Below are 19599 nucleotides of genomic sequence, written 5' to 3'. Positions count from 1 at the left end.
CTCGACTCGACCGTACGCCCGAATGGCGGACGGGGGGCGCGGACTGACGCGCCGTCCGTCCGCCATTGCGTTTCCCGGATGGTGGGCGTGTATCTTCCGGGCCGAGAGCCTTCGAAGGGACCAATCCGGTGAACAAGAAGCTTGCGGCCGCGGTATCGGGCGCTGCGGTGCTGATGCTCGTCCTGTCCGGCTGCGGCGGGGACGACGGCGACAAGAAGACCGACGCCTGGGCCAAGAAGGTCTGCGACAGCTGGCAGCCAGAGCTCACGAAGATCGAGCAGGCGAACGCCGACATCAAGCGGGTGGCGACCGAGAGCAGTAAGCCCGAGGAGGTCCAGACGACCGACTCGGCGGCCTTCGGGACCATGTCCGAGTCGTACAAGGCGATGGGGACGGCCCTCACGAACGCGGGAGTTCCGCCCGTCAAGGACGGGGAGAAGACCCAGGCCGCCGCGGTCATGGGCTTCGAATCGACGTCGGCGGGCTACACCGCCCTGAAGACGAAGATGGACGCGCTCGACGCCAAGGACCAGGGCAAGTTCGCCGAGGGCCTCAAGGAGGTTGCCGGCGGCCTGGAGGAAGCGACCAAGGGCGGCAAGGAAGCCCTTGACCAGCTCAAGGCGGGCGGGCTGGACAAGGCGATGAACAGTCAGAAGGGCTGCCAGGTGACGACTCCGTCGCCGGCGCAGTCCTAGCGCGGCCCGCCGCCCTGCCGGCGGCGCCGCACCCACCGGGGCGGCCGGGATCCTTCGGGACCCCGGCCGCCCCGGGGCATGTCCGGGGACAGGCCCGGCCGTACGGAGCTGCGCCCGGCCGGGGCCCGTCCCGGGGTGCGGCCGCCGGCCGGGAGCTCGCGGGAGCGACGGGCGCCCACGCCGAAGGCCGTGTGGCGCGGGCAATGGCGGCGGCAGCGGCCACAATGGGCGGGTGAGTACCACCAGCCTTCCCCCCGGTCTGCCCGCCCGCCTCCCCTCGTCGGCCCGCGCGGCCGAGCTGCGCGCCGCGTTGCTCGCCGCGGGCTTCACCGCCGACGGGCTGCTCGATCTGCTCGGCGCCCCGGCGTACGCCGCGCTGGCCCGCAGCGAGACGGTCCCCGCCCTGCGCGCCACGCGGAGCCACGGCGACGGGCCGCTCGCCAGCCTGACCCGGCTGTTCCTGCTGCGGCAGCCGGTGCCGTACGTACATGCCGCGGGCGCCCTGCCCGTGGACGCGGCGCTGGCCGACGGCTGGCTGCGGCGCGAGGGCGATGAGGTGCACGCCACCGTGGACGTGCGCCCGTACGGCGGCCCGGACGGCGAGGACTGGTTCATCGTCTCCGACCTCGGCTGCGCCGTCGGCGGGGCCGGCGGCATCGGCAGCCGCGAGGAGGGCGTGGTCCTCGGTGTCGGCGGCGCCTCCACGACGCTGGCGGGGATCACCGTCCGCACGCCGGTCGGCTCGGCCCTCGACGTCGGCACCGGATCCGGGATCCAGGCGCTGCACGCCGCCCAGCACGCGACCCGGGTCACGGCGACCGATGTCAACCCGCGGGCCCTGGAATTCACCCGGTTGACGCTGGCGCTGTCGGGGGCCCCCGAGGCGGAACTGCTCGCCGGGTCGCTGTTCGAGCCGGTCGGCGCGGCCACGTACGACCTGATCGTGTCGAACCCGCCCTTCGTGATCTCCCCCGGAGCCCGGCTGACGTACCGGGACGGCGGGATGGGCGGCGACGACCTGTGCCGGACCCTGGTCCAGGAGGCCGGAGCCCGGCTCAACCCGGGCGGATTCGCGCAGTTCCTGGGCAACTGGCAGCACGTGGACGGCGAGGACTGGCACGACCGGGTACGGGCCTGGGTGCCGCGCGGCTGCGATGCCTGGATCGTGCAGCGCGACGTGCAGGACGTGACGCAGTACGCGGAGCTGTGGCTGCGCGACGCCGGCGACCACCGGACCGACCCCGCCGAGTACGAACAGCGGTACGAGGACTGGCTGGACGAGTTCGAAGCCCGCAAGACCAAGGCGGTCGGGTTCGGCTGGATCACGCTGCGGCGCAGCGACGCGGCCGAGCCGTCGGTCGTGGTCGAGGAGTGGCCGCACTCGGTGGAGCAGCCGCTCGGGGACGCCGTCCTGGAGCACTTCGCGCGCCAGGACTACCTGCGCGACCACGATGACGCGGCCCTGCTCGCGGGCTACTTCCGGCTGACCGCGGAGGTCGTCCAGGAGCAGGTCGGAGCGCCCGGCGCGGAGGATCCGGAGCACGTCGTGCTCCGGCAGAACCGGGGCATGCGGCGCGCCACCAAGGTCGACACGGTCGGCGCCGGCTTCGCCGGGGTGTGTGACGGATCACTGAGCGCGGGGCGGATTCTGGACGCCATCGCCCAGTTGGTGGAGGAGGACCCGGTGGTTCTGCGGGACCGGACGCCCGAGGCGATCCGGATGCTCGTGGAGCAGGGGTTCCTGGAGCCGTTGACCGGGGCGGACGCGGGCGCGGAAGCCGGAGCGGAAGCCCCCGGGGAGTAGGGACGGCGGGCGCGGTGCGCCGCCGTGCGCCCGGTGCGGTCCGGAGCCGCGGCGGGCCTCGGGCAGCCGGAGCCGGGATGTAACCCCAGGTTCGCCTGCCGTCCCCCATCGGCTGAAACCCTCTCCTCAGCGGGATCCGGGGGGATCCCGGGAGCGGCCCGGGGGGATGAGGGGAACGGCATGGAACACGGTCCGGCGATCTTCGCGGCAGCCGTGTTCCTGCTGTTCGGGGCCGCTCTGTCGGCTTGGACGGGGGCGCGCGCCCTACGAGGCGCGCCGGTGGCCGAGGGTGTGCGCCCCGTCGTTGCCGTACCGGTGGCACTGCTCGCCGGCGGGGTGTCGCTGGCCCTCGGCCTCTGGTGCCTCGGCCGGCTGTGAGTGCGGGCGCGGGGGCTCGCTGAGGCGAAGCTCACGGGGCCCGGGGGCTCCGCACCGCCCCGGGCTGCCCGGCATTCGGGCTCCGCGGCAGTGGGCCCCGGTGGGCCGGGGCGGTATCGCCCCTGGTGGGAGCGGGTGCATCGGTCCGGGTGGGGTGAGGCCGGGGGATCGGGGCCGCGGAATCGGCCGGATGTCGCCCACGGCCGGCGGCGCGCCGGGTTTCCTCCGCTCGTCCGGAATGTGCGCAGGATCGTAAAGAACGACGTGAAGCGGGGTGCCGGGGCGGGGCCAGACGGCCCTTCGGCCACTCTGCGCGGTGAGTGCGCAGGGCCTGCCGTGGCATCCGGGCGGCAGAAATGGCACTTGTCGGGTTACCGTTCGAGTGGCCGTTGCGGGCTTCTGCCGTTTGACACGGGGGCGGGTTGTACCGTCACACTCCGCAGCGTCGCCGTACTGCGACCGAGTGCCGACCGGAGAGAAGAGCCAAGTTGTCCCCGACTAGCGAGACCGCAAAGGGCGGCCGCCGACTCGTCATCGTCGAGTCCCCTGCCAAGGCGAAGACGATCAAGGGCTACCTCGGCCCCGGATACGTCGTCGAGGCGAGCGTCGGGCACATCCGCGACCTCCCCAGCGGCGCGGCCGAGGTTCCCGACAAGTACACGGGCGAGGTCCGTCGCCTCGGTGTGGACGTCGAGCACGACTTCGCGCCGATCTACGTCGTCAACGCCGATAAGAAGGCCCAGGTCAGGAAGCTCAAGGAGCTGCTGGCCGAGTCCGACGAACTCTTCCTCGCCACCGATGAGGACCGCGAGGGCGAAGCCATCGCGTGGCACCTGCAGGAAGTCCTCAAGCCCAAGGTCCCCGTCCACCGGATGGTCTTCCACGAGATCACCAAGGACGCGATCCGCGACGCCGTCGCCAACCCGCGCGAGCTCAACCAGCGCATGGTCGACGCCCAGGAGACCCGCCGCATCCTCGACCGCCTCTACGGCTACGAGGTCTCGCCGGTCCTGTGGAAGAAGGTCATGCCGAAGCTGTCGGCGGGCCGCGTCCAGTCGGTGGCGACCCGCATGGTGGTCGAGAAGGAGCGCGAGCGCATCGCCTTCCGCTCGGCCGAGTACTGGGACCTGACCGGCACCTTCGCCACCGGCCGCGCCGGTGACGCCTCCGACCCCTCCACGCTGGTCGCCCGCCTGAACACGGTGGACGGCAAGCGCGTGGCGCAGGGCCGCGACTTCGGCTCGACCGGGCAGCTCAAGAGCGAGGTGCTGCACCTCGACGAGGCGAACGCACGGGCGCTGGCCGCCGCGCTGACCGAGACCTCGTTCGCCGTCCGGTCCGTCGAGTCCAAGCCGTACCGCCGCTCCCCGTACGCCCCGTTCCGTACGACGACGCTCCAGCAGGAGGCCTCGCGCAAGCTCGGCTTCGGTGCGAAGGCGACGATGCAGGTGGCGCAGAAGCTGTACGAGAACGGCTTCATCACCTACATGCGTACCGACTCCACGACGCTGTCCGACACCGCGGTGTCGGCGGCCCGTGCCCAGGTCACGCAGCTCTACGGGGCCGAGTACCTGCCGGAGAAGCCCCGCGTCTACGCGGGCAAGGTCAAGAACGCGCAGGAGGCGCACGAGGCGATCCGTCCTTCGGGTGATCGTTTCCGCACCCCGGCCGAGACCGGTCTGACCGGCGACCAGTTCCGCCTGTACGAGCTCATCTGGAAGCGCACCGTCGCCTCCCAGATGAAGGACGCGGTCGGCAACTCGGTGACCGTGAAGATCGGCGGACGGTCGGCGGACGGCCGCGACGCCGAGTTCTCGGCGTCCGGCAAGACGATCACCTTCCACGGCTTCATGAAGGCCTACGTCGAGGGCGCGGACGACCCGAACGCCGAGCTCGACGACCGTGAGAAGCGCCTCCCGCAGGTCGCCGAGGGCGACGCGCTGTCGGCCGAGGAGATCACGGTCGACGGCCACTCGACCAAGCCGCCGGCCCGCTACACCGAGGCCTCGCTGGTCAAGGAGCTGGAAGAGCGGGAGATCGGCCGGCCGTCGACGTACGCGTCGATCATCGGCACGATCCTGGACCGCGGGTACGTCTTCAAGAAGGGCACGGCGCTCGTGCCGTCCTTCCTGTCGTTCGCCGTGGTCAACCTGCTGGAGACGCACTTCGGGCGGCTCGTCGACTACGACTTCACCGCCAAGATGGAGGACGACCTCGACCGCATCGCGCGGGGCGAGGCCCAGTCCGTGCCGTGGCTCAAGCGCTTCTACTTCGGCGCGGAGGACGCGACCGAGGTCGTACCGGCCGACGGTGACGCGCTCGGCGGCCTGAAGGAGCTGGTGACCGACCTGGGCGCGATCGACGCCCGGGAGATCTCCTCCTTCCCCGTCGGCGAGGGCATCGTGCTGCGCGTCGGCCGCTACGGGCCGTACGTGGAGCGCGGCGAGAAGGACGCCGAGGGCCACCAGCGGGCGGACGTACCCGAGGAGCTGGCCCCCGACGAGCTGACGGTCGAGTACGCGGAGGAGCTCTTCGCGAAGCCGAGCGGCGAGTTCGAGCTGGGCAAGGACCCGATCAGCGGGAACGAAATCGTCGCGAAGGACGGTCGCTACGGGCCGTACGTGACGGAGATCCTGCCCGAGGGCACGCCGAAGACCGGCAAGAACGCGGTGAAGCCGCGGACGGCCTCGCTGTTCCAGTCGATGAGCCTGGACACGGTCACGCTCGAGGACGCACTGCGTCTGATGTCCCTTCCCCGGGTCGTGGGCGTGGACGCTGAGGGCGCGGAGATCACCGCGCAGAACGGCCGCTACGGCCCGTACCTGAAGAAGGGCACGGACTCGCGGTCGCTGGAGACCGAGGACCAGCTGTTCGCCATCACCCTGGAGCAGGCGCTCGCGATCTACGCGCAGCCCAAGCAGCGGGGGCGCGCGGCCGCGAAGCCGCCGCTGAAGGAGCTGGGCACCGACCCGGTCAGCGAGAAGCCCGTGGTCGTCAAGGACGGCCGGTTCGGCCCGTACGTGACGGACGGAGAGACGAACGCGACGCTGCGGCGGGACGACGACGTCGAGACGATCACGCCGGAGCGTGGGTACGAGCTGCTCGCGGAGAAGCGCGCCAAGGGCCCGGTGAAGAAGACGGCCAAGAAGGCGCCCGCGAAGAAGGCCCCGGCGAAGAAGGCGACGGCGACGAAGACGGCTGCCGCCAAGAAGACGACGACGGCGAAGAAGGCGACGGCGGCGAAGAAGACCACCGCCACCGTCAAGAAGACGGCCGCGAAGAAGACGGCGGCCGCTGCGGCGGACGAGTAGTCGTAGTCGCGGACGAGTAGTCACCGGCAGGGCCCGTGCAATGCGCACGGGCCCTCGCTGTTTCAGCCGTCCGGCGGTTGAGGACCGGGGTCCGGGGCGGAGCCCCAGGATCTTTCCGGGTCCGGGCGGAGCCCGGGGAACGGTGGAAGGGCGGGTGGGGGACATGCCCCGCGCAGCGGCGGCACGGACCCCGCGGGCGAAGCCCCGGGAGGTGGGTCGGGGGTCACACCGGAGCTTGTCCACAGGGGCTCCGCACCCGCCAAGCACAGCGGATAGGCTGGGCGGATGACGCGAGCCGAGCAGCCAACGGTCGTGACCGCCACCACCGACACCGCCCCCACCTACGACGAAGCCCTCGCCGCGGACTCCCGCGAGCGGGCGGTGCGCGCCCTGCTGCGCACCCCCGGGCTGCGCCGTCTGTGGAGCGCGCAGTTGGTGAGCGGCATCGGCGATGCCCTCGCCCTGCTGGTCCTGGTGCTGCTGGTCTTCCAGACGGCCGTGGAGCAGGAGCCCTTCGGCGGTGGTTACACCGGCTGGGCCCTCGCCGTCGCCGCCGTCTTCGGTGTCCGCGTGCTCTCCACCGTCCTCTTCGGCGCGGTCCTCCTCGGCCCCCTGGCCAAGCTCACCGCCCCCGGCGGCAAGCTGGACCGCCGCTGGACGATGATCGGCGCCGACGGGCTGCGGCTCGGCCTCTTCGTCGTGGCCCCGCTGTGGCTCGACTGGATCGGCCCGCACGCGCTGATCGCCCTGCTCGCCACCGTCTTCGTCTCCGGCGCCGCGGAGCGGCTGTGGGGGCTGGCCAGGGACAGCGCCGCGCCCGGCCTGCTGCCGACGCCGCCGCCCGAGGGCGCGACCGTACGGCCGCTGCCCGACCACCTCGACGCACTGCGCCGGCTGAACCTGCGCACCGCCTTCGCGGCCATGCCGGTCGCCGCAGCCGCGCTGCTCGCCGCGACCCTGATCGGCAATGCACTCGGCCTCGGCATCGGCTGGTTCGCCGAGAACCAGGCGGCCCTGGGCTCGTACGTGGCCTCCGGCCTCTTCGCGGCGTCCGTATCGCTGCTGCTCCCGCTGGTGCTGCCCGGCACGAAGACCCCGCGTCCGCGCTCCCCGCTGGAGGGCCTGCGCGCCCCCAAGGCGGGGGACCGGCCGGAGAAGGGGCGTACGGGGGCCATCCCGCTGCTCGTCCTCGTCTGCGCAGCCGTCGCGGGAGCCGTCGCCTCCGCCGCCGCCGTTGCCGTCCTGCACGCCACCGACCTGGGGGGCGGAGCGGCCGCGTTCGCGCTGTTCGTACTGGCCCTGCTCGGCGGCACCGCTCTGGGCATCCGCGCCACCCAGGCCGGCAAGGTCCTCCCCGCCCTGTCCCGGCGCCGCCTGCTGGCCCTGGCCGTCGGCGTGGCCGGGCTGGCGCTGCTGCTGACCGGGCTGGTGCCGGACACCTCGACGGTGGTGTTCCTCTCGCTGCTCGCCGGCACCGCCGCGGGCGTCGCCGCGAACACCGGGCACACGCTGCTCGACCAGGAGACCGAGGAGTTCCGCAGGGCCCGGGTCACCGAGCACCTGCAGGCCGTCGTCCGGGTCTCCGTGGCCGTCGGCGCCGTGGCCGCCCCGCTGCTGGCCGCCCTGATCGGACCGCACCGGCTGGCCGCCGGCGAGGTCGTCTTCGCGCACGGCGGCGCGGCCTTCACGCTGATGCTGGTCGGCGCCCTGCTGCTGCCGGTCGCCGTCATCGTCCTGGCCAAGGCCGACGACCGCGCCGGCGTACCGCTGCGCCGCGACCTGCGCGAGGCGCTGCGCGGCGGGGAGCCGGTCCAGGCCGCGTCCGACGCAGGGTTCTTCATCGCCCTGGAAGGCGGCGACGGCGCCGGCAAGTCCACCCAGGTGGAGGCGATGGCCGACTGGATACGGGCCAAGGGTCACGAGGTCGTCGTCACGCGCGAGCCCGGGGCCACCCCGGTCGGCAAGCGGCTGCGATCGATCCTGCTCGACGTGTCCTCCGCGGGCCTGTCGAACCGCGCCGAGGCCCTGCTGTACGCGGCCGACCGCGCCGAGCACGTGGACACCGTCGTACGCCCCGCCCTGGAGCGCGGCGCGGTGGTCATCACCGACCGCTACATCGACTCCTCGGTGGCCTACCAGGGCGCCGGCCGGGACCTGTCCCCGACCGAGATCGCCCGCATCTCGCGCTGGGCCACGAGTGGCCTCGTACCGAATCTGACCGTGCTGCTCGACGTGTCGCCGGAGACGGCCCGCGAGCGGTTCACGGAGGCGCCGGACCGGCTGGAATCGGAGCCGGCGGAGTTCCACCAGCGGGTGCGGGCCGGATTCCTGACCCTGGCCGCGGCCGACCCCGGGCGCTACCTGGTGGTCGACGCGGGCCAGGACCCGGAGTCGGTCAGCACCGTCGTGCGCCACCGCCTGGACCGGATGCTCCCGCTGTCGGAGGCCGAGGTGGCCGCCCAGGCGGAGGCCCGCCGGCTCGCCATCGAGGAGGCCAAGCGCAAGGCCGAGGAAGAGGCGGCGCGCAAGGCCGAGGAAGCCCGGCTGCTGGCCGAGGAAGAGGCACGCAAGGCCCGCGAGGCGGAAGAGGCCCGGATCGCGGCCGAGGCCGAGGCCGCCCGCAAGGAGCGCGAGGAGCGGCTGCGCGCCGAGGAGGAGGCCCGCGCGCGGGCCGAGGCCGAGCGACTGCGGCTGGAGGCCGAGGAGAAGGCCCGCGCGGTGGAGGCCGAGCGGCTGCGCAAGCAGGCGGAGGAAGAGGCCCGGCTGCACGCCGAGGCCGAGGAGCGGCGGCTGGAGAAGCAGCGGCGGGCCGAGGAGGCCCTGCTGAAGGCCGAGGAGGCGCGGCGGCTGGCCGAGGCCTCGGCGGCGGAGGCGGCGGCGAAGTCCGCTGCGGCTGCGGCGGCTGCTGCCTCGGCCGCGGCTGCGGCTCCGGCGGCCGCTGCGGCTGCCCCGGCGGCCCCTGCGGCTCCCGCGGCTGCCCCGGCGGCTTCCGGCGCTTCCGCGCCCAAGGCCGATCTGCGCAAGGACCCGCGCCACGACGAGGCCGTGACGATCGAGACTCCGGTCGTCAGGCGGGTCGTGCAGCCGGACGACGTCACCCAGACGGTCCCGGTCCCGAAGGCCGATCCGGCGGCGGGTCCGGCGGACGAGACGGCTGTGCTGCCGCCCGTCCGGGCGACGGGTCCCGCGGACGAGACGGCGGTCCTGCCGCCCGTACGCCCCACGGGTGCGGACGAGGCCGCGGCGACGCGGCCGGCGGCGCCCAGGGGTTCGTACTCCGCGTCGCGGCCCACGGCACAGCGCCCCGAGGAGAACCCGGCCGACCGGGTCCCGCCGGGCATCTTCCGCGACTCCGGCAACGACGCGACCCGGGAACTGCCGCTCCCCGCCGAGGACGGCAGGCCGCGACGGCCCCGCTCGGACTGGGCGGAGGAGACTCCGCTGGACGATCTGCCGACCCTGGCGGACGAACTGCTGGGACGGCGCCGGGACGACGAGGACGAGCAGGGCCGGGGGCCGCGCCGCCGCTGACGGTGCTGACGCGGTGACGGCGGCGACGGCGGGGATTGTCAGTGGGAGCCGCCACACTGGGTGAGCAGACGGCACGGACGGTACGCGAGCGAGGCGAAAGGTGGTGGGCGGGATGCCCGTATGGGACGACCTGGTGGGACAGGAGCGGGTCCAGACGCAGCTGGCCGCCGCCGCGGTCGACGCCGACGGCCTGGTCACCGCCATCGAGGCGGGGACCCCGCCGCCGGCCGCCTCCAAGATGACGCACGCCTGGCTGTTCACCGGACCGCCCGGCTCCGGGCGGTCCACCGCCGCCCGCGCCTTCGCTGCGGCGCTCCAGTGCACCAGCCCGGACCGCGCCCTCGGCGGCGAGCCGGGCTGCGGATTCTGCGACGGCTGCCACACCACCGTGATCGGCACGCACGCCGACGTGGAGATCGTCCGTACCGATCAGCTGTCCATCGGCGTGAAGGACACCCGGGCGCTGGTGCGCCGGGCGCAGCTCTCCCCGGCCGTCGGACGCTGGCAGGTCATCGTCCTGGAGGACGCCGACCGGCTGACGGAGGGCGCCGGCAACGTGCTGCTCAAGGCCGTGGAGGAGCCCGCTCCGCGGACCGTGTGGCTGCTGTGCGCCCCCTCGCTGGAGGACGTGCTGCCCACCATCCGCTCCCGCTGCCGGCACCTTTCGCTGCGCACCCCACCGGTGTCCGCCGTCGCGGAGGTTCTCGTGCGGCGCGACGGCATCGAGCCGGAGGTGGCGCAGGCCGCGGCCCGCGCGACCCAGGGGCACATCGGCCGGGCTCGCCGGCTCGCCACCGACGGGGCGGCCCGCTCGCGGCGCGCCACCGTACTGAAGCTGCCGATGCGCGTGAGCGACGTGGGCGACTGCCTGAAGGCGGCGCAGGAGCTGGTGGACGCCGCCGCCGAGGACGCCAAGCAGGTCGCGGAAGAGGTCGACACCAAGGAGACCGAGGAGCTGCGGGCCGCGCTCGGCGCCGGAGCGGGGACGGGCGGGCGGATGCCGCGCGGTACGGCGGGCGTGATGAAGGAGCTGGAGGACCGGCAGAAGCGCCGGCGCACGCGCACGCAGCGCGACAGCCTCGACCTGGCGCTGACCGACCTCACCGGCTTCTACCGGGACGTGCTGGCCCTCCAGCTCGGCTCCTCGCTGGCCATCGCGAACGAGGAAATACGACAGGACCTGGACCGGATCGCCCGGGAGTCGGGCCCCGAGCGCACGCTGCGGCGCATCGAGGCGATCATCGCGTGCCGGCGGGCGCTGGACCGCAACGTCGCCCCGCTGCTCGCGGTCGAGGCGATGACGATGTCGCTGCGCGCGGGCTGACGCGCGCGGCTCTCCCCGGCCCGCGACTCCGGTTGACCGCCTCACCCGTTCGAGGGGTCCGCGTGGCGGGCCGCAGACGCCACCGGTCCGTGCGGGGCGGCGCCCCGCGCCCGGGCGGCCGCCCGCCGCCCGCCGCGGGTAGCACCGCCCCGGGCGTCCCCGCAGGCCGTAGGCTCCGGGAATGGACACCAGTCGCCTGCTGCGCACCACCGGGACCGTGATCGCCGCCGCGGGGCTACTGCTCTCCGGGTGCACCTCGGGCGGTTCGGGAACACCCCGCGCCGCCGCTTCGTCCGGCGAGGCCTCCGAGGCACCGTCGGCCGCGCCGACCGCCGTCCCGGCCGCGCTGCGCCCGTACTACGACCAGAAGCTGAGCTGGCGCGAGTGCGGTGTGCCCGGCTTCGACTGCAGCACCCTGAAGGTCCCGCTGGACTACGAGAATCCTGAAGCCGGGGCCGCCGGGGACATCGACATCGCGGTGGCCCGCCGCAAGGCCACCGACCCCTCCAAGCGGCTCGGCTCGCTGGTGGTGAACCCGGGCGGCCCGGGCGGCTCCGGCATCGGCTACCTCCAGGCGTACGCGGGCATCGGCTACCCGGCCCCGGTCCGCGCCGCGTACGACATGGTCTCCTTCGACCCGCGCGGCGTGGACCGCAGCAGCCCCGTGGAATGCCTGAACGGCCCGGCCATGGACAAGTACACCCAGGTGGACCAGACGCCGGACACGCCGGCGGAGCGGGCCCTGCTGGTGGCCGCCTTCAAGGAGTTCGCGGCTGCCTGCCAGACGCACTCGCAGCGGATCCTGCCGCACGTGTCGACGGTCGACGCCGCCCGGGACATGGACGTCCTGCGTGCGGCGCTGGGCGACGAGAAGCTGAACTACGTCGGAGCCTCGTACGGCACCTTCCTCGGGGCGACGTACGCCGACCTCTTCCCGGGCCGGACCGGCCGGCTGGTCCTGGACGGGGCGATGGACCCCTCCCGGCCCGCGCTCGAACTGAACCGGGACCAGACGGAGGGCTTCGAGACCGCCTTCCGCGCCTTCGCCGCGGACTGCGCGAAGCAGACCGACTGTCCGCTCGGCAAGGGCAGCCCGGAGCAGATCGCGGAACGCCTGAAGGAGTTCTTCCGCAAGGTCGACGCCCAGCCGGTCCCCACGAGCGACCGGGCGCGCGCCACGCTCGGCGAGTCGCTGGCGACGACCGGGGTGATCGCCGCCCTGTACGACGAGAACGCCTGGCCGCAGCTGCGCGAGGCGCTCGGGGCCGCGATCGACGGCGACGACGGCAACGGGCTGCTGGCCCTCGCCGACAGCTACTACGAGCGCGAGCAGGACGGCAAGTACGCCAACCTCATGTCGGCGAACGCCGCCGTCAACTGCCTCGACCAGCCCCCGGCCTTCGCCGCCGGGCCCGAAGCGGTCGAGAAGGCGCTGCCCTCCTTCGAGAAGGCCTCTCCGGTCTTCGGCGCGGGCCTGGCCTGGGCCTCGCTGAACTGCACGTACTGGCCGGCGAAGGCCACGGGCACGGCCCGGGCCCTGCACGCGAAGGGCGCCCCGCCGGTGGTGGTGGTCGGCACCACCCGCGACCCCGCGACCCCGTACAAGTGGGCCGAGGCGCTGGCCGGCCAGCTCGACTCGGGCGTCCTGCTGACCTACGACGGCGACGGCCACACGGCGTACGGCCGGGGCAGCGACTGCATCGACTCGGCGATCAACCGCTACCTCCTGGAGGGCACGGCTCCGAAGGACGGAAAGAGGTGCTGACCCCCGCCTGCGGAGCCGTCCCGGCACCGTGTTCGGGGCACCCCGTTTAACCCTGTAGACTTGGCGCCGCTGCTGATGAGAGCCTCCCACCAGGGAAATTCTTGTCTTCCCAGCGGTGCCGCCTTAGCTCAGCTGGCCAGAGCAACGCACTCGTAATGCGTAGGTCTCGGGTTCGAATCCCGAAGGCGGCTCTGTAGAACCCCCAGGACTCACTCGCCGTGACCTGGGGGTTTTGCTTTTTACCGGATCTGGCGCCGCCGCCGTGCGCGGGCGGCCCGGGTGTTGTCGGTCTCAGTTCTGGTCTCAGACACCGGATCGGGGCCAGGTGGTCCGGCAGATACGGAGCCGGGGCATGTGCTGTCTCCCTGGAGGTTGGGGATGGCGGGGACGATGGCGTTGGCCATCTCGTTGATGGGGCCCGCGGCGCCGGTCGAGGCGAGGGAGAACCCGAACCCGGCGGCGACGAACGCTCCTCCGGCGCTGAGGCGGTGGGAGCGCAGGAGGAAGTACAGGACGAGTCCGAAGGGCGCGACGAGCGAGACGAGCGCGACGGTGATGGCCGTGCCGGAATCTCCTTTGACGTGCACGGGGAAGGTTGCCAAGCTGCGGGTACTTCGGGTGCTGACAAGCTCGGGGTCTTACCGGTGGCCGTGTCTGCCTAGCTCCACCATCGGAGAGGGGTCCGCCTTATGGCGTGCGGCCACCGGCCTTCTGCTGTTCGGGGCAATGCGTGGGTCTCGGGTTCGAATCCCGAAGGCGGCTCTGTGGAACCCCCAGGACTCACTCGCCGTGACCTGGGGGTTTTGCCATGTCCGGGGCGGGGCGGCGTGACGCCCCGTCGGATGGTGCCGCGCGGTCACGTGATCGCATCCGCCGGTGTGCTCACCCGTTGGCATCCCGCGATCGGGTGATGCCCCGCGCTCCGGGGACAAGGCAGGCTCCCCACGGGCCGGAGCACGTGGGTTGACCGCTCGGCCGGATCCGATCGGGGATGGGACCAGCCTTGGGCATCTTGGTACAGAAGTACGGGGGGAGTTCTCTCTCCCAGACGGACAGGCTCCGCCGGGTGTCCGAGCGGGTGGCGGCGAGCCGCCGGGCCGGCAAACGCACCGTGGTCGTGGTGTCGGCCCGGGGGGACACCACCGACGAGCTGCTGGACCTGGTCGAAGACATCGGGGGGCGGCACGCGGCACGGCGGGCGCCTCGGGAGGTCGACCAACTGCTGGCCACGGGCGAGTACGCCTCCGCGGCGTTGCTCGCCCTGGCGCTGGAGCGGTTGGGCGTGCCGGCCGTCTCGCTCACCGGGGCGCAGGCCGGCATCCGGGCGGTCGGACGGCACGGGGACGGTGTGATCGACTCCATCGACACCGGGAGGGTCACGCGGTGTCTCGACGAGGAACGAGTGGTCGTCGTCGGGGGTTTCCAGGGACTCAACGACACGGGTGACGTGGTCACCCTGGGCCGTGGCGGGTCCGACACCACGGCCGTCGCGCTCGCGGCGGCCCTGGGCGCCGGGAGCTGCGAGATCTACACGGACGTGGACGGCGTGTACACGGCCGACCCGAGGCTGGTCGAGTCGGCCCGCAAGCTCCCGCACGTGGCCGCGGACGTCATGGTGGAGATGGCCTTCGCGGGGGCGAAGGTGCTGCACTCCCGGTCCGCGGAGCTGGCAGCGGCCAAGGGGGTCGAGTTGCACGTCAGAAGTTCATTGGTCGACAGGGAGGGAACCGTGGTGAGCGGGAACGGCACGAGCCTGCTGGAGACGGGGAGCGCGATCACCGCCGTCACGTCGGACACGGACGTCGCGCGGATCCTCGTGCACTGCAAGGGCCGGAGCGATCCGGCTTCGGAGATCCTCGGCATTCTCGCCGGGAACGCGGTGCCGACCGATCTCGTGGCCCGTTCCGGTCCGCAGGAGGACGAGTTCCGGATGGGCTTCACCGTGCGCCGCAGTGACGTCTCCCGGATCGAAGAGCCGCTCGCGAACGCCGTTGCTCCCTTCGACGGCGGCATCCGGGTGGACACGGACGTCGTCAAGGTGTCGCTGATCGGCATGGGCCTGCTGAACCGCCCGGAGTACCTGGCCCGTCTGATGACGGTCCTCGACGGTGCGGGGATCGTCACCAGCTGGATGTCCAGCTCCCAGCTGCGCGTCTCCGTGGTCGTGCCGAGTCGCGACCACGTGCGGGCCCTGCGGCTGCTGCACGCGGAGTTCGACCTCGCGGGTGCCGGCATCCTTGTGTGACGCCTTCCTCGCAACGACGCGATGACGCAACGACGCAACGACGCAACGACGCCGCGGCCCACGGGCCGCGGCGTCGTCGCGTTGCCGCTCTCGGTCGTCCGACGCGCTACGTCCCGAGGAGGGCCGACTCCGCGTCGTAGCCGTACAGCCAGTCCTGCTTGCGCAGGTTCTGGGTGCCGGCCAGGACCAGGTCGCGTTCGCGCTGCCCTTCCCCGTCGGAGAGGTGGAAGGTGCGGGAGTTCGCCCGGGACAGCCGCTGGAGCTCGTCGGTCCGCGGCCGGCGCGCCTGCTCGTAACGGGCCAGCGCCGCCGGGATGCCGTCCGGTGCCACGTCCCGCAGGCAGGCGGCGAGCACGATCGCGTCCTCGATCGCCTGGTTGGCGCCCTGTGCCTGGAAGGGCAGCATGGGGTGCGCCGCGTCCCCGACGACCGCGATCCGGGGGGTGGACCAGTGCGTGAGCGGCCGGCGGTCGTGCAGGGCCCACCGGCTCACGGAATCCAGGGACTTGAGGACGCTGTGCACTTCCTCGTTCCACCCCTGGTAGGTCTCGAGGAGCTCCTCTACGCGGCCTTCGGCCGTCCACGCCTCGACCGACCAGTCGCCGGCCGGAGCCGTGGCCCCGACGCTGATCCACCGCCCGGAGCTCACCGGGTAGCACACGACGTGCTGTTCCGGACCGAACCAGAGCCGGACCTTCGGGTCCTCCAGGAGGAACGGCAGCCGATCGCCCGGAACCAGCCCCCGGTAGATCGACTGGCCGGAGAAGGTGGGCTCGTCCATGGCGAGGGAGTCGCGCACCAAGGAGTGGATGCCGTCGGCGCCGATCACCACGTCGGCCTCGTACACGGAGCCGTCCTCGAAGCGGAGTTGTACCCCCTCCGGCCGTTCCTCGACGCCCACGCACCGACGGCCGATGTGCAGGATGTTGTCGATGCTGCTGAGCAGTTGCTGGTGCAGATCGGCCCGGTGCACCGTGTAGTACGGGGCCTCGTAGAGCTCTTCGCAGGCGTCTCCGAGCTCGGTTCGGCCGATCAGCCGGCCGTCGTCCCAGCGGCGCATCTCCACGGCGGAGGGGCGCACCGCCACCGATTTCAGCCGCTGGGCGAGACCCAACTGGTGCAAGATGCGGGTGGCGTTGGGCGCAAGCTGCAGACCCGCCCCCACCTCGCGCAGGTTCTTCGTCTGCTCGAAGACCTCGCAGCGGATGCCGGCGCGGCCGAGGGCCAGTGCCACGGTGAGGCCGGCGATGCCGGCGCCCACGACCGCTATGCGGCTGCCCTCACGCTTCCACTGGGGGGGCATGCGATCCTGGATCATAGTCACAACTCTCGACGGGCGGTCTCAGTAGTAGAGGATGGCCTTGTTCCAGTCCTCGTCCGGGCCGAACAGACTCCTGGGCTTGACGACATCGGGCATGCCCGTCAGCACGTCCTGTGGCACCAGGGTTCCCGGGGCGACTCCCTCGACCCGGCACTCCACGCCCAGTTCCTGCCGGACCGTGACGGCCAGCTCGGCGCACGCGGCGGCCCGGTGCTCGTCCGCCACCTCGATCTCGACCCGCAGGTGGTCGGAGGCGGTCTGCGCGCGCCAGAACAGCACCCCGTGTTCGAAGGGCAGCCGGTACACCAGGTCTTCCAACCCGTGCTGGGTGACGAGGGTTTCGCCGATCCGGTGCCCGTAGACGGCCCGTCCGAGGACGGTGATGGTGGGGAGCACCCAGCCGCACGGACACGGGTCGTACGACACCTCGACCGAGTCTTCCAGGTTGTAGCGCAGCAGCGGCATGGCCGCCCGGTGGAGCGGGGTGACGACGAGCTGCCCCGCGCCCTCCCTGCGGATCTCCCCGGTGTCCGGGTCGCGGACCTCGAAGAGGACCCGGTCGGCCCACAGGTGCAGGCGGCCCTCCGTGCACTCGCCGGCCAGGCTTCCGGTCTCGGTGGAGCCGTACTCCTCCACCACCGGCACGCCCCACAGCCTGCTGATCCTGGCCCGACGGGCCGGGCTCAGCGGCTCGCCGCCGACGAACAGCGCGCGCAGCGCGGGGAAGTCCTCGTCGGGCCGGAGCCCCGCGGCCTTGGCCGCGGCGGCCCACAGCAGGCACTCCGTGGGCATCGACCAGGTCAGCGACACTCGCAGGTCGTGCAGGGCCCTGACCACCCGTGAGTACGGCATGGCCAGCGAGCGGTTGTCGCCGGGGACCACGGTCGCGCCGTTCAGCCGGCCCGCCGCGTGCGCCAGGTGTCCGGTGAGCAGCATGGCGTACGGGGTGCGGACGAGCAGCGTGTCCGAGGCGTCGATGCCGACCCACTTGCGGGCGAAGCGCTCGGAGAGATCGACCCAGTCCTCCTCGGTGTAGTAGGAGGGGGTCGGCTGGCCGGTGGATCCGCTGGACTCGTGGTACGTCGCCAGCTCGCTGTTGGACACCGCCAGCATGCCGAACGGGTAGTTGTCGCGGAGATCGGACTTGGTGGTGAGCGGGACCCGGGCGAAGTCGCCCGGGTCGCCGGGTATCGCGTCGCCGCCCGTCCGGGCTTGGTGGAAGGGCGACTTGGCGGCCCGTGCGAGGACCCCGGGCAGCATCGCCTGTTGCAGCTCGGCCAGTTCCGCGTAGGTGGACCAGTCGCCGAGCTGGGGCAGCTTGTCCGTCGTCGTCACTCTGTTTCCTCCTGTCCGAGAAGTCGGCAGGCGTTGCGCCACGCGATCTTCTGCCAGTCTTCGTCGCCGAGCCCGAGGTGGCGCAGCTTGGTCAGCTCCACCTCGGGGTGCTGCAGCGGAGCTTCGGAGCCGAAGAGGACTCGGTCCGCTCCGAGTTGTTCCACCGCGGCGCGGGCGACGCAGGTGTAGCCGCCGGAGGTCTCCAGCAGCACGTTCGGCAGCGGGGCGATCAGCTCGACGGCGTACAGGTCGATGTTCCCGATGCCCGCGTGCCCGAGGACGAAGGTGACCTCGGGGTACCGCAGGGCGAGCGACACGAGGTCGGCGACCCTGCTGCCGTCACGTTCCAGACAGACGGTGTAGACGCTGTGCCCGAAGTCCCGGGCGGCCTCGACGAGGCCGGCGGTGCGCGGGTCGGTCAGAGCCACCCCGTGCACCGCCGGGGAGATCTCCATGCCGCGGAAGTCCGGCGCCGCCTTGCGGTAGTGCTCCGGATCCCGGTGCGGGTTGGCGAAGAAGAACGGGATCAGCCGGCCGTCCGACGCCTCGCACGCCCGCAGGACCGCGTCGTTGTCCGCGTCGGACTCTATGTGCCCGCCCTCGACGAGGAAGCGGGAGAGCTGCGCGAGCGGCATGGTGCCGCCCGCGCAGACCACCGCGCGGCCGATGCCGCATTCGTCCATCGTGGCGAGCAGGCGATCCGGGGCCCGGGGGACCGGGGCGAGCCGGACGTGGAAATCCAGTACCCGCCGCTCGGTCCCCGCCACCTGCGTGTGAGGACTCACTTCTCGAGGCAGAACTCGTCGATCGGGTAACCGACGTGACGGTCCTCGGTCGGCAGGTAGCCGAGCACCTTGTCGCCGGGCTTGAGCTCGGTGCTGTTGAGCACGACGCCGCCGGGGCCGAGCACCCGCACGTGCCAGTCGTCCTGCAGGATGAGGTTGACCCGCTGGCCGTTCGGCGCGACCGCGTCGATGGAGATGAGCGGACGGGACTCGATCTTGACCCGGCCGACGGTCACGAGCCGGGTCTGGCCCTTGATGTCGACGGCCGTGACCTTGCTGCCCGCCTTGAGCTCGCTGAGGTAGTTGGTGCGCTCGTCCTTGGAGAGGGTGTACGAGTGGATGGCGCCGGCGTTCACCCGGAACGGGCGGGTCGGCATGTAGGGCAGCGGGTGCGTCTCGCTGACGCACAGGATCATGCCCTTGGAGTGCGAGCCGACCAGGATGCCCTCGTCCTCGCGGAGGTACGAGCAGGTGTCCACGCACGCCCGCTCACCCATGCCGATGTGCGAGGTCTCCACGACCTCCAGCTCGGTCAGGTTGAGGTCCGGCACGTCGGTCTGGGCCGCTGCCTTCAGCTTGGCCGCGTCACCGACCTTCTCGGGCAGCATCATCACGCCGTCCGAGCCGTGCTCCAGGACGCCGAAGATGATCTCCGCTTCCTCGATGTCCTGGGCGATGGTGACCATGCTGCCCGTCGCACGGGCGGCCGCGGCGATGACGATCTCCAGCGGGATCTTGGTGGGGTCGCGGAAGAGCAGCAGGCTCCACGCCTCGGTGCGCGCCGACTCGCAGGCGTCCTCCAGGGTCGGCGCGTCGATGATCTCCACGAAGCGGCCGAACTCCACTCCGGGGTGCTTGATGGCCAGTTCGGCCGTGGTCGCACCGTGACGGGCGGGGTCGACGACGACCACCGTCGCGTCGCCGAAGTCTTCCGGCAGGTCCTTGCCCTGCGGGAAGAGGACCTTGGTGATCGTGGGCGGCAGCTCCGCCAGATCGGCGGCGTCGTCCGCGACGATGCCTTCGACGCGGTAGTGCAGCGCCTCCTGCAGGATCGCTTCCTTGGATTCGCCGAGACCGCGGATATCAAGCCAGGTGATCTTCATTG

General features: G+C 72.4%; 12 protein-coding genes, 1 tRNA gene and 1 pseudogene. 9 read left to right on the top strand and 5 right to left on the bottom strand.

Annotation, left to right across the window (positions count from 1 at the left end; all coding sequences use genetic code 11):
* The first annotated feature begins 128 nt into the window (after window positions 1-128).
* From OHA37_RS17015 to OHA37_RS16980, 8 genes are all read left to right on the top strand, one after another.
* Window positions 129-695 carry a small secreted protein gene (locus tag OHA37_RS17015; RefSeq protein ID WP_266906088.1) on the top strand — a complete coding sequence of 189 codons (567 nt, stop codon included), beginning with the start codon at window positions 129-131 and terminating at the stop codon, window positions 693-695.
* A gap of 232 nt (window positions 696-927) precedes the next feature.
* A complete protein-coding gene (locus tag OHA37_RS17010) occupies window positions 928-2499 on the top strand; it encodes a DUF7059 domain-containing protein (protein ID WP_266906086.1) in 1572 nt (523 codons plus the stop codon).
* A gap of 180 nt (window positions 2500-2679) precedes the next feature.
* Window positions 2680-2877: a hypothetical protein gene (locus OHA37_RS17005; protein WP_266906084.1), complete on the top strand. Its 198-nt coding sequence runs from the start codon at window positions 2680-2682 to the stop codon at window positions 2875-2877.
* Window positions 2878-3365: 488 nt separating this feature from the next.
* Window positions 3366-6188: a type I DNA topoisomerase gene (gene topA, locus OHA37_RS17000; RefSeq protein WP_266906082.1), complete on the top strand. Its 2823-nt coding sequence runs from the start codon at window positions 3366-3368 to the stop codon at window positions 6186-6188.
* 285 nt (window positions 6189-6473) lie between these two features.
* A complete protein-coding gene (tmk, locus tag OHA37_RS16995; protein ID WP_266906080.1) occupies window positions 6474-9719 on the top strand; it encodes a dTMP kinase in 3246 nt (1081 codons plus the stop codon).
* A 112-nt stretch (window positions 9720-9831) separates the two neighbouring features.
* Window positions 9832-11043, top strand: a complete 1212-nt coding sequence (locus tag OHA37_RS16990; protein WP_266906078.1) for a DNA polymerase III subunit delta' — start codon at window positions 9832-9834, stop codon at window positions 11041-11043.
* A gap of 181 nt (window positions 11044-11224) precedes the next feature.
* On the top strand, window positions 11225-12808 hold the full coding sequence (locus tag OHA37_RS16985) for an alpha/beta fold hydrolase (RefSeq protein WP_266906077.1): 1584 nt from the start codon (window positions 11225-11227) through the stop codon (window positions 12806-12808).
* 117 nt (window positions 12809-12925) lie between these two features.
* A tRNA-Thr gene (locus OHA37_RS16980) sits at window positions 12926-12999 on the top strand.
* A 177-nt stretch (window positions 13000-13176) separates the two neighbouring features.
* Here OHA37_RS16980 and OHA37_RS16975 read toward each other — a convergent pair.
* Window positions 13177-13365, bottom strand: a pseudogene (locus OHA37_RS16975) (hypothetical protein); the annotation flags it as partial.
* 434 nt (window positions 13366-13799) lie between these two features.
* On the opposite strand from OHA37_RS16975, the gene OHA37_RS16970 reads away from it, so the two are divergent.
* A complete protein-coding gene (locus OHA37_RS16970; RefSeq protein WP_266906075.1) occupies window positions 13800-15053 on the top strand; it encodes an aspartate kinase in 1254 nt (417 codons plus the stop codon).
* 106 nt (window positions 15054-15159) lie between these two features.
* Here the strand turns inward: OHA37_RS16970 and OHA37_RS16965 are convergent, their stop codons facing one another.
* Genes OHA37_RS16965 through griH form a run of 4 tightly spaced genes read right to left on the bottom strand, consistent with a single transcriptional unit; the run spans window position 15160 to window position 19597 of the window.
* A complete protein-coding gene (locus OHA37_RS16965; protein WP_266906073.1) occupies window positions 15160-16356 on the bottom strand; it encodes an FAD-dependent monooxygenase in 1197 nt (398 codons plus the stop codon).
* A gap of 39 nt (window positions 16357-16395) precedes the next feature.
* On the bottom strand, window positions 16396-17709 hold the full coding sequence (locus OHA37_RS16960) for a phenylacetate--CoA ligase family protein (protein WP_266906071.1): 1314 nt from the start codon (window positions 17707-17709) through the stop codon (window positions 16396-16398).
* Window positions 17706-18494, bottom strand: coding sequence for an amidohydrolase family protein (locus tag OHA37_RS16955; RefSeq protein ID WP_266906069.1), 789 nt, complete (start codon window positions 18492-18494; stop codon window positions 17706-17708). The genes OHA37_RS16960 and OHA37_RS16955 overlap by 4 nt, the downstream gene beginning before the upstream one ends.
* Window positions 18491-19597: a 3-amino-4-hydroxybenzoic acid synthase gene (gene griH / locus OHA37_RS16950; protein WP_266906068.1), complete on the bottom strand. Its 1107-nt coding sequence runs from the start codon at window positions 19595-19597 to the stop codon at window positions 18491-18493. The genes OHA37_RS16955 and griH overlap by 4 nt, the downstream gene beginning before the upstream one ends.
* Window positions 19598-19599: the final 2 nt, after the last annotated feature.

This window comes from Streptomyces sp. NBC_00335 (assembly GCF_036127095.1).
Lineage (GTDB): Bacteria > Actinomycetota > Actinomycetes > Streptomycetales > Streptomycetaceae > Streptomyces.
The sequence above is the reverse complement of the archived record's forward strand: the minus strand, read 5'-3'. Positions and strand labels throughout refer to the sequence as shown.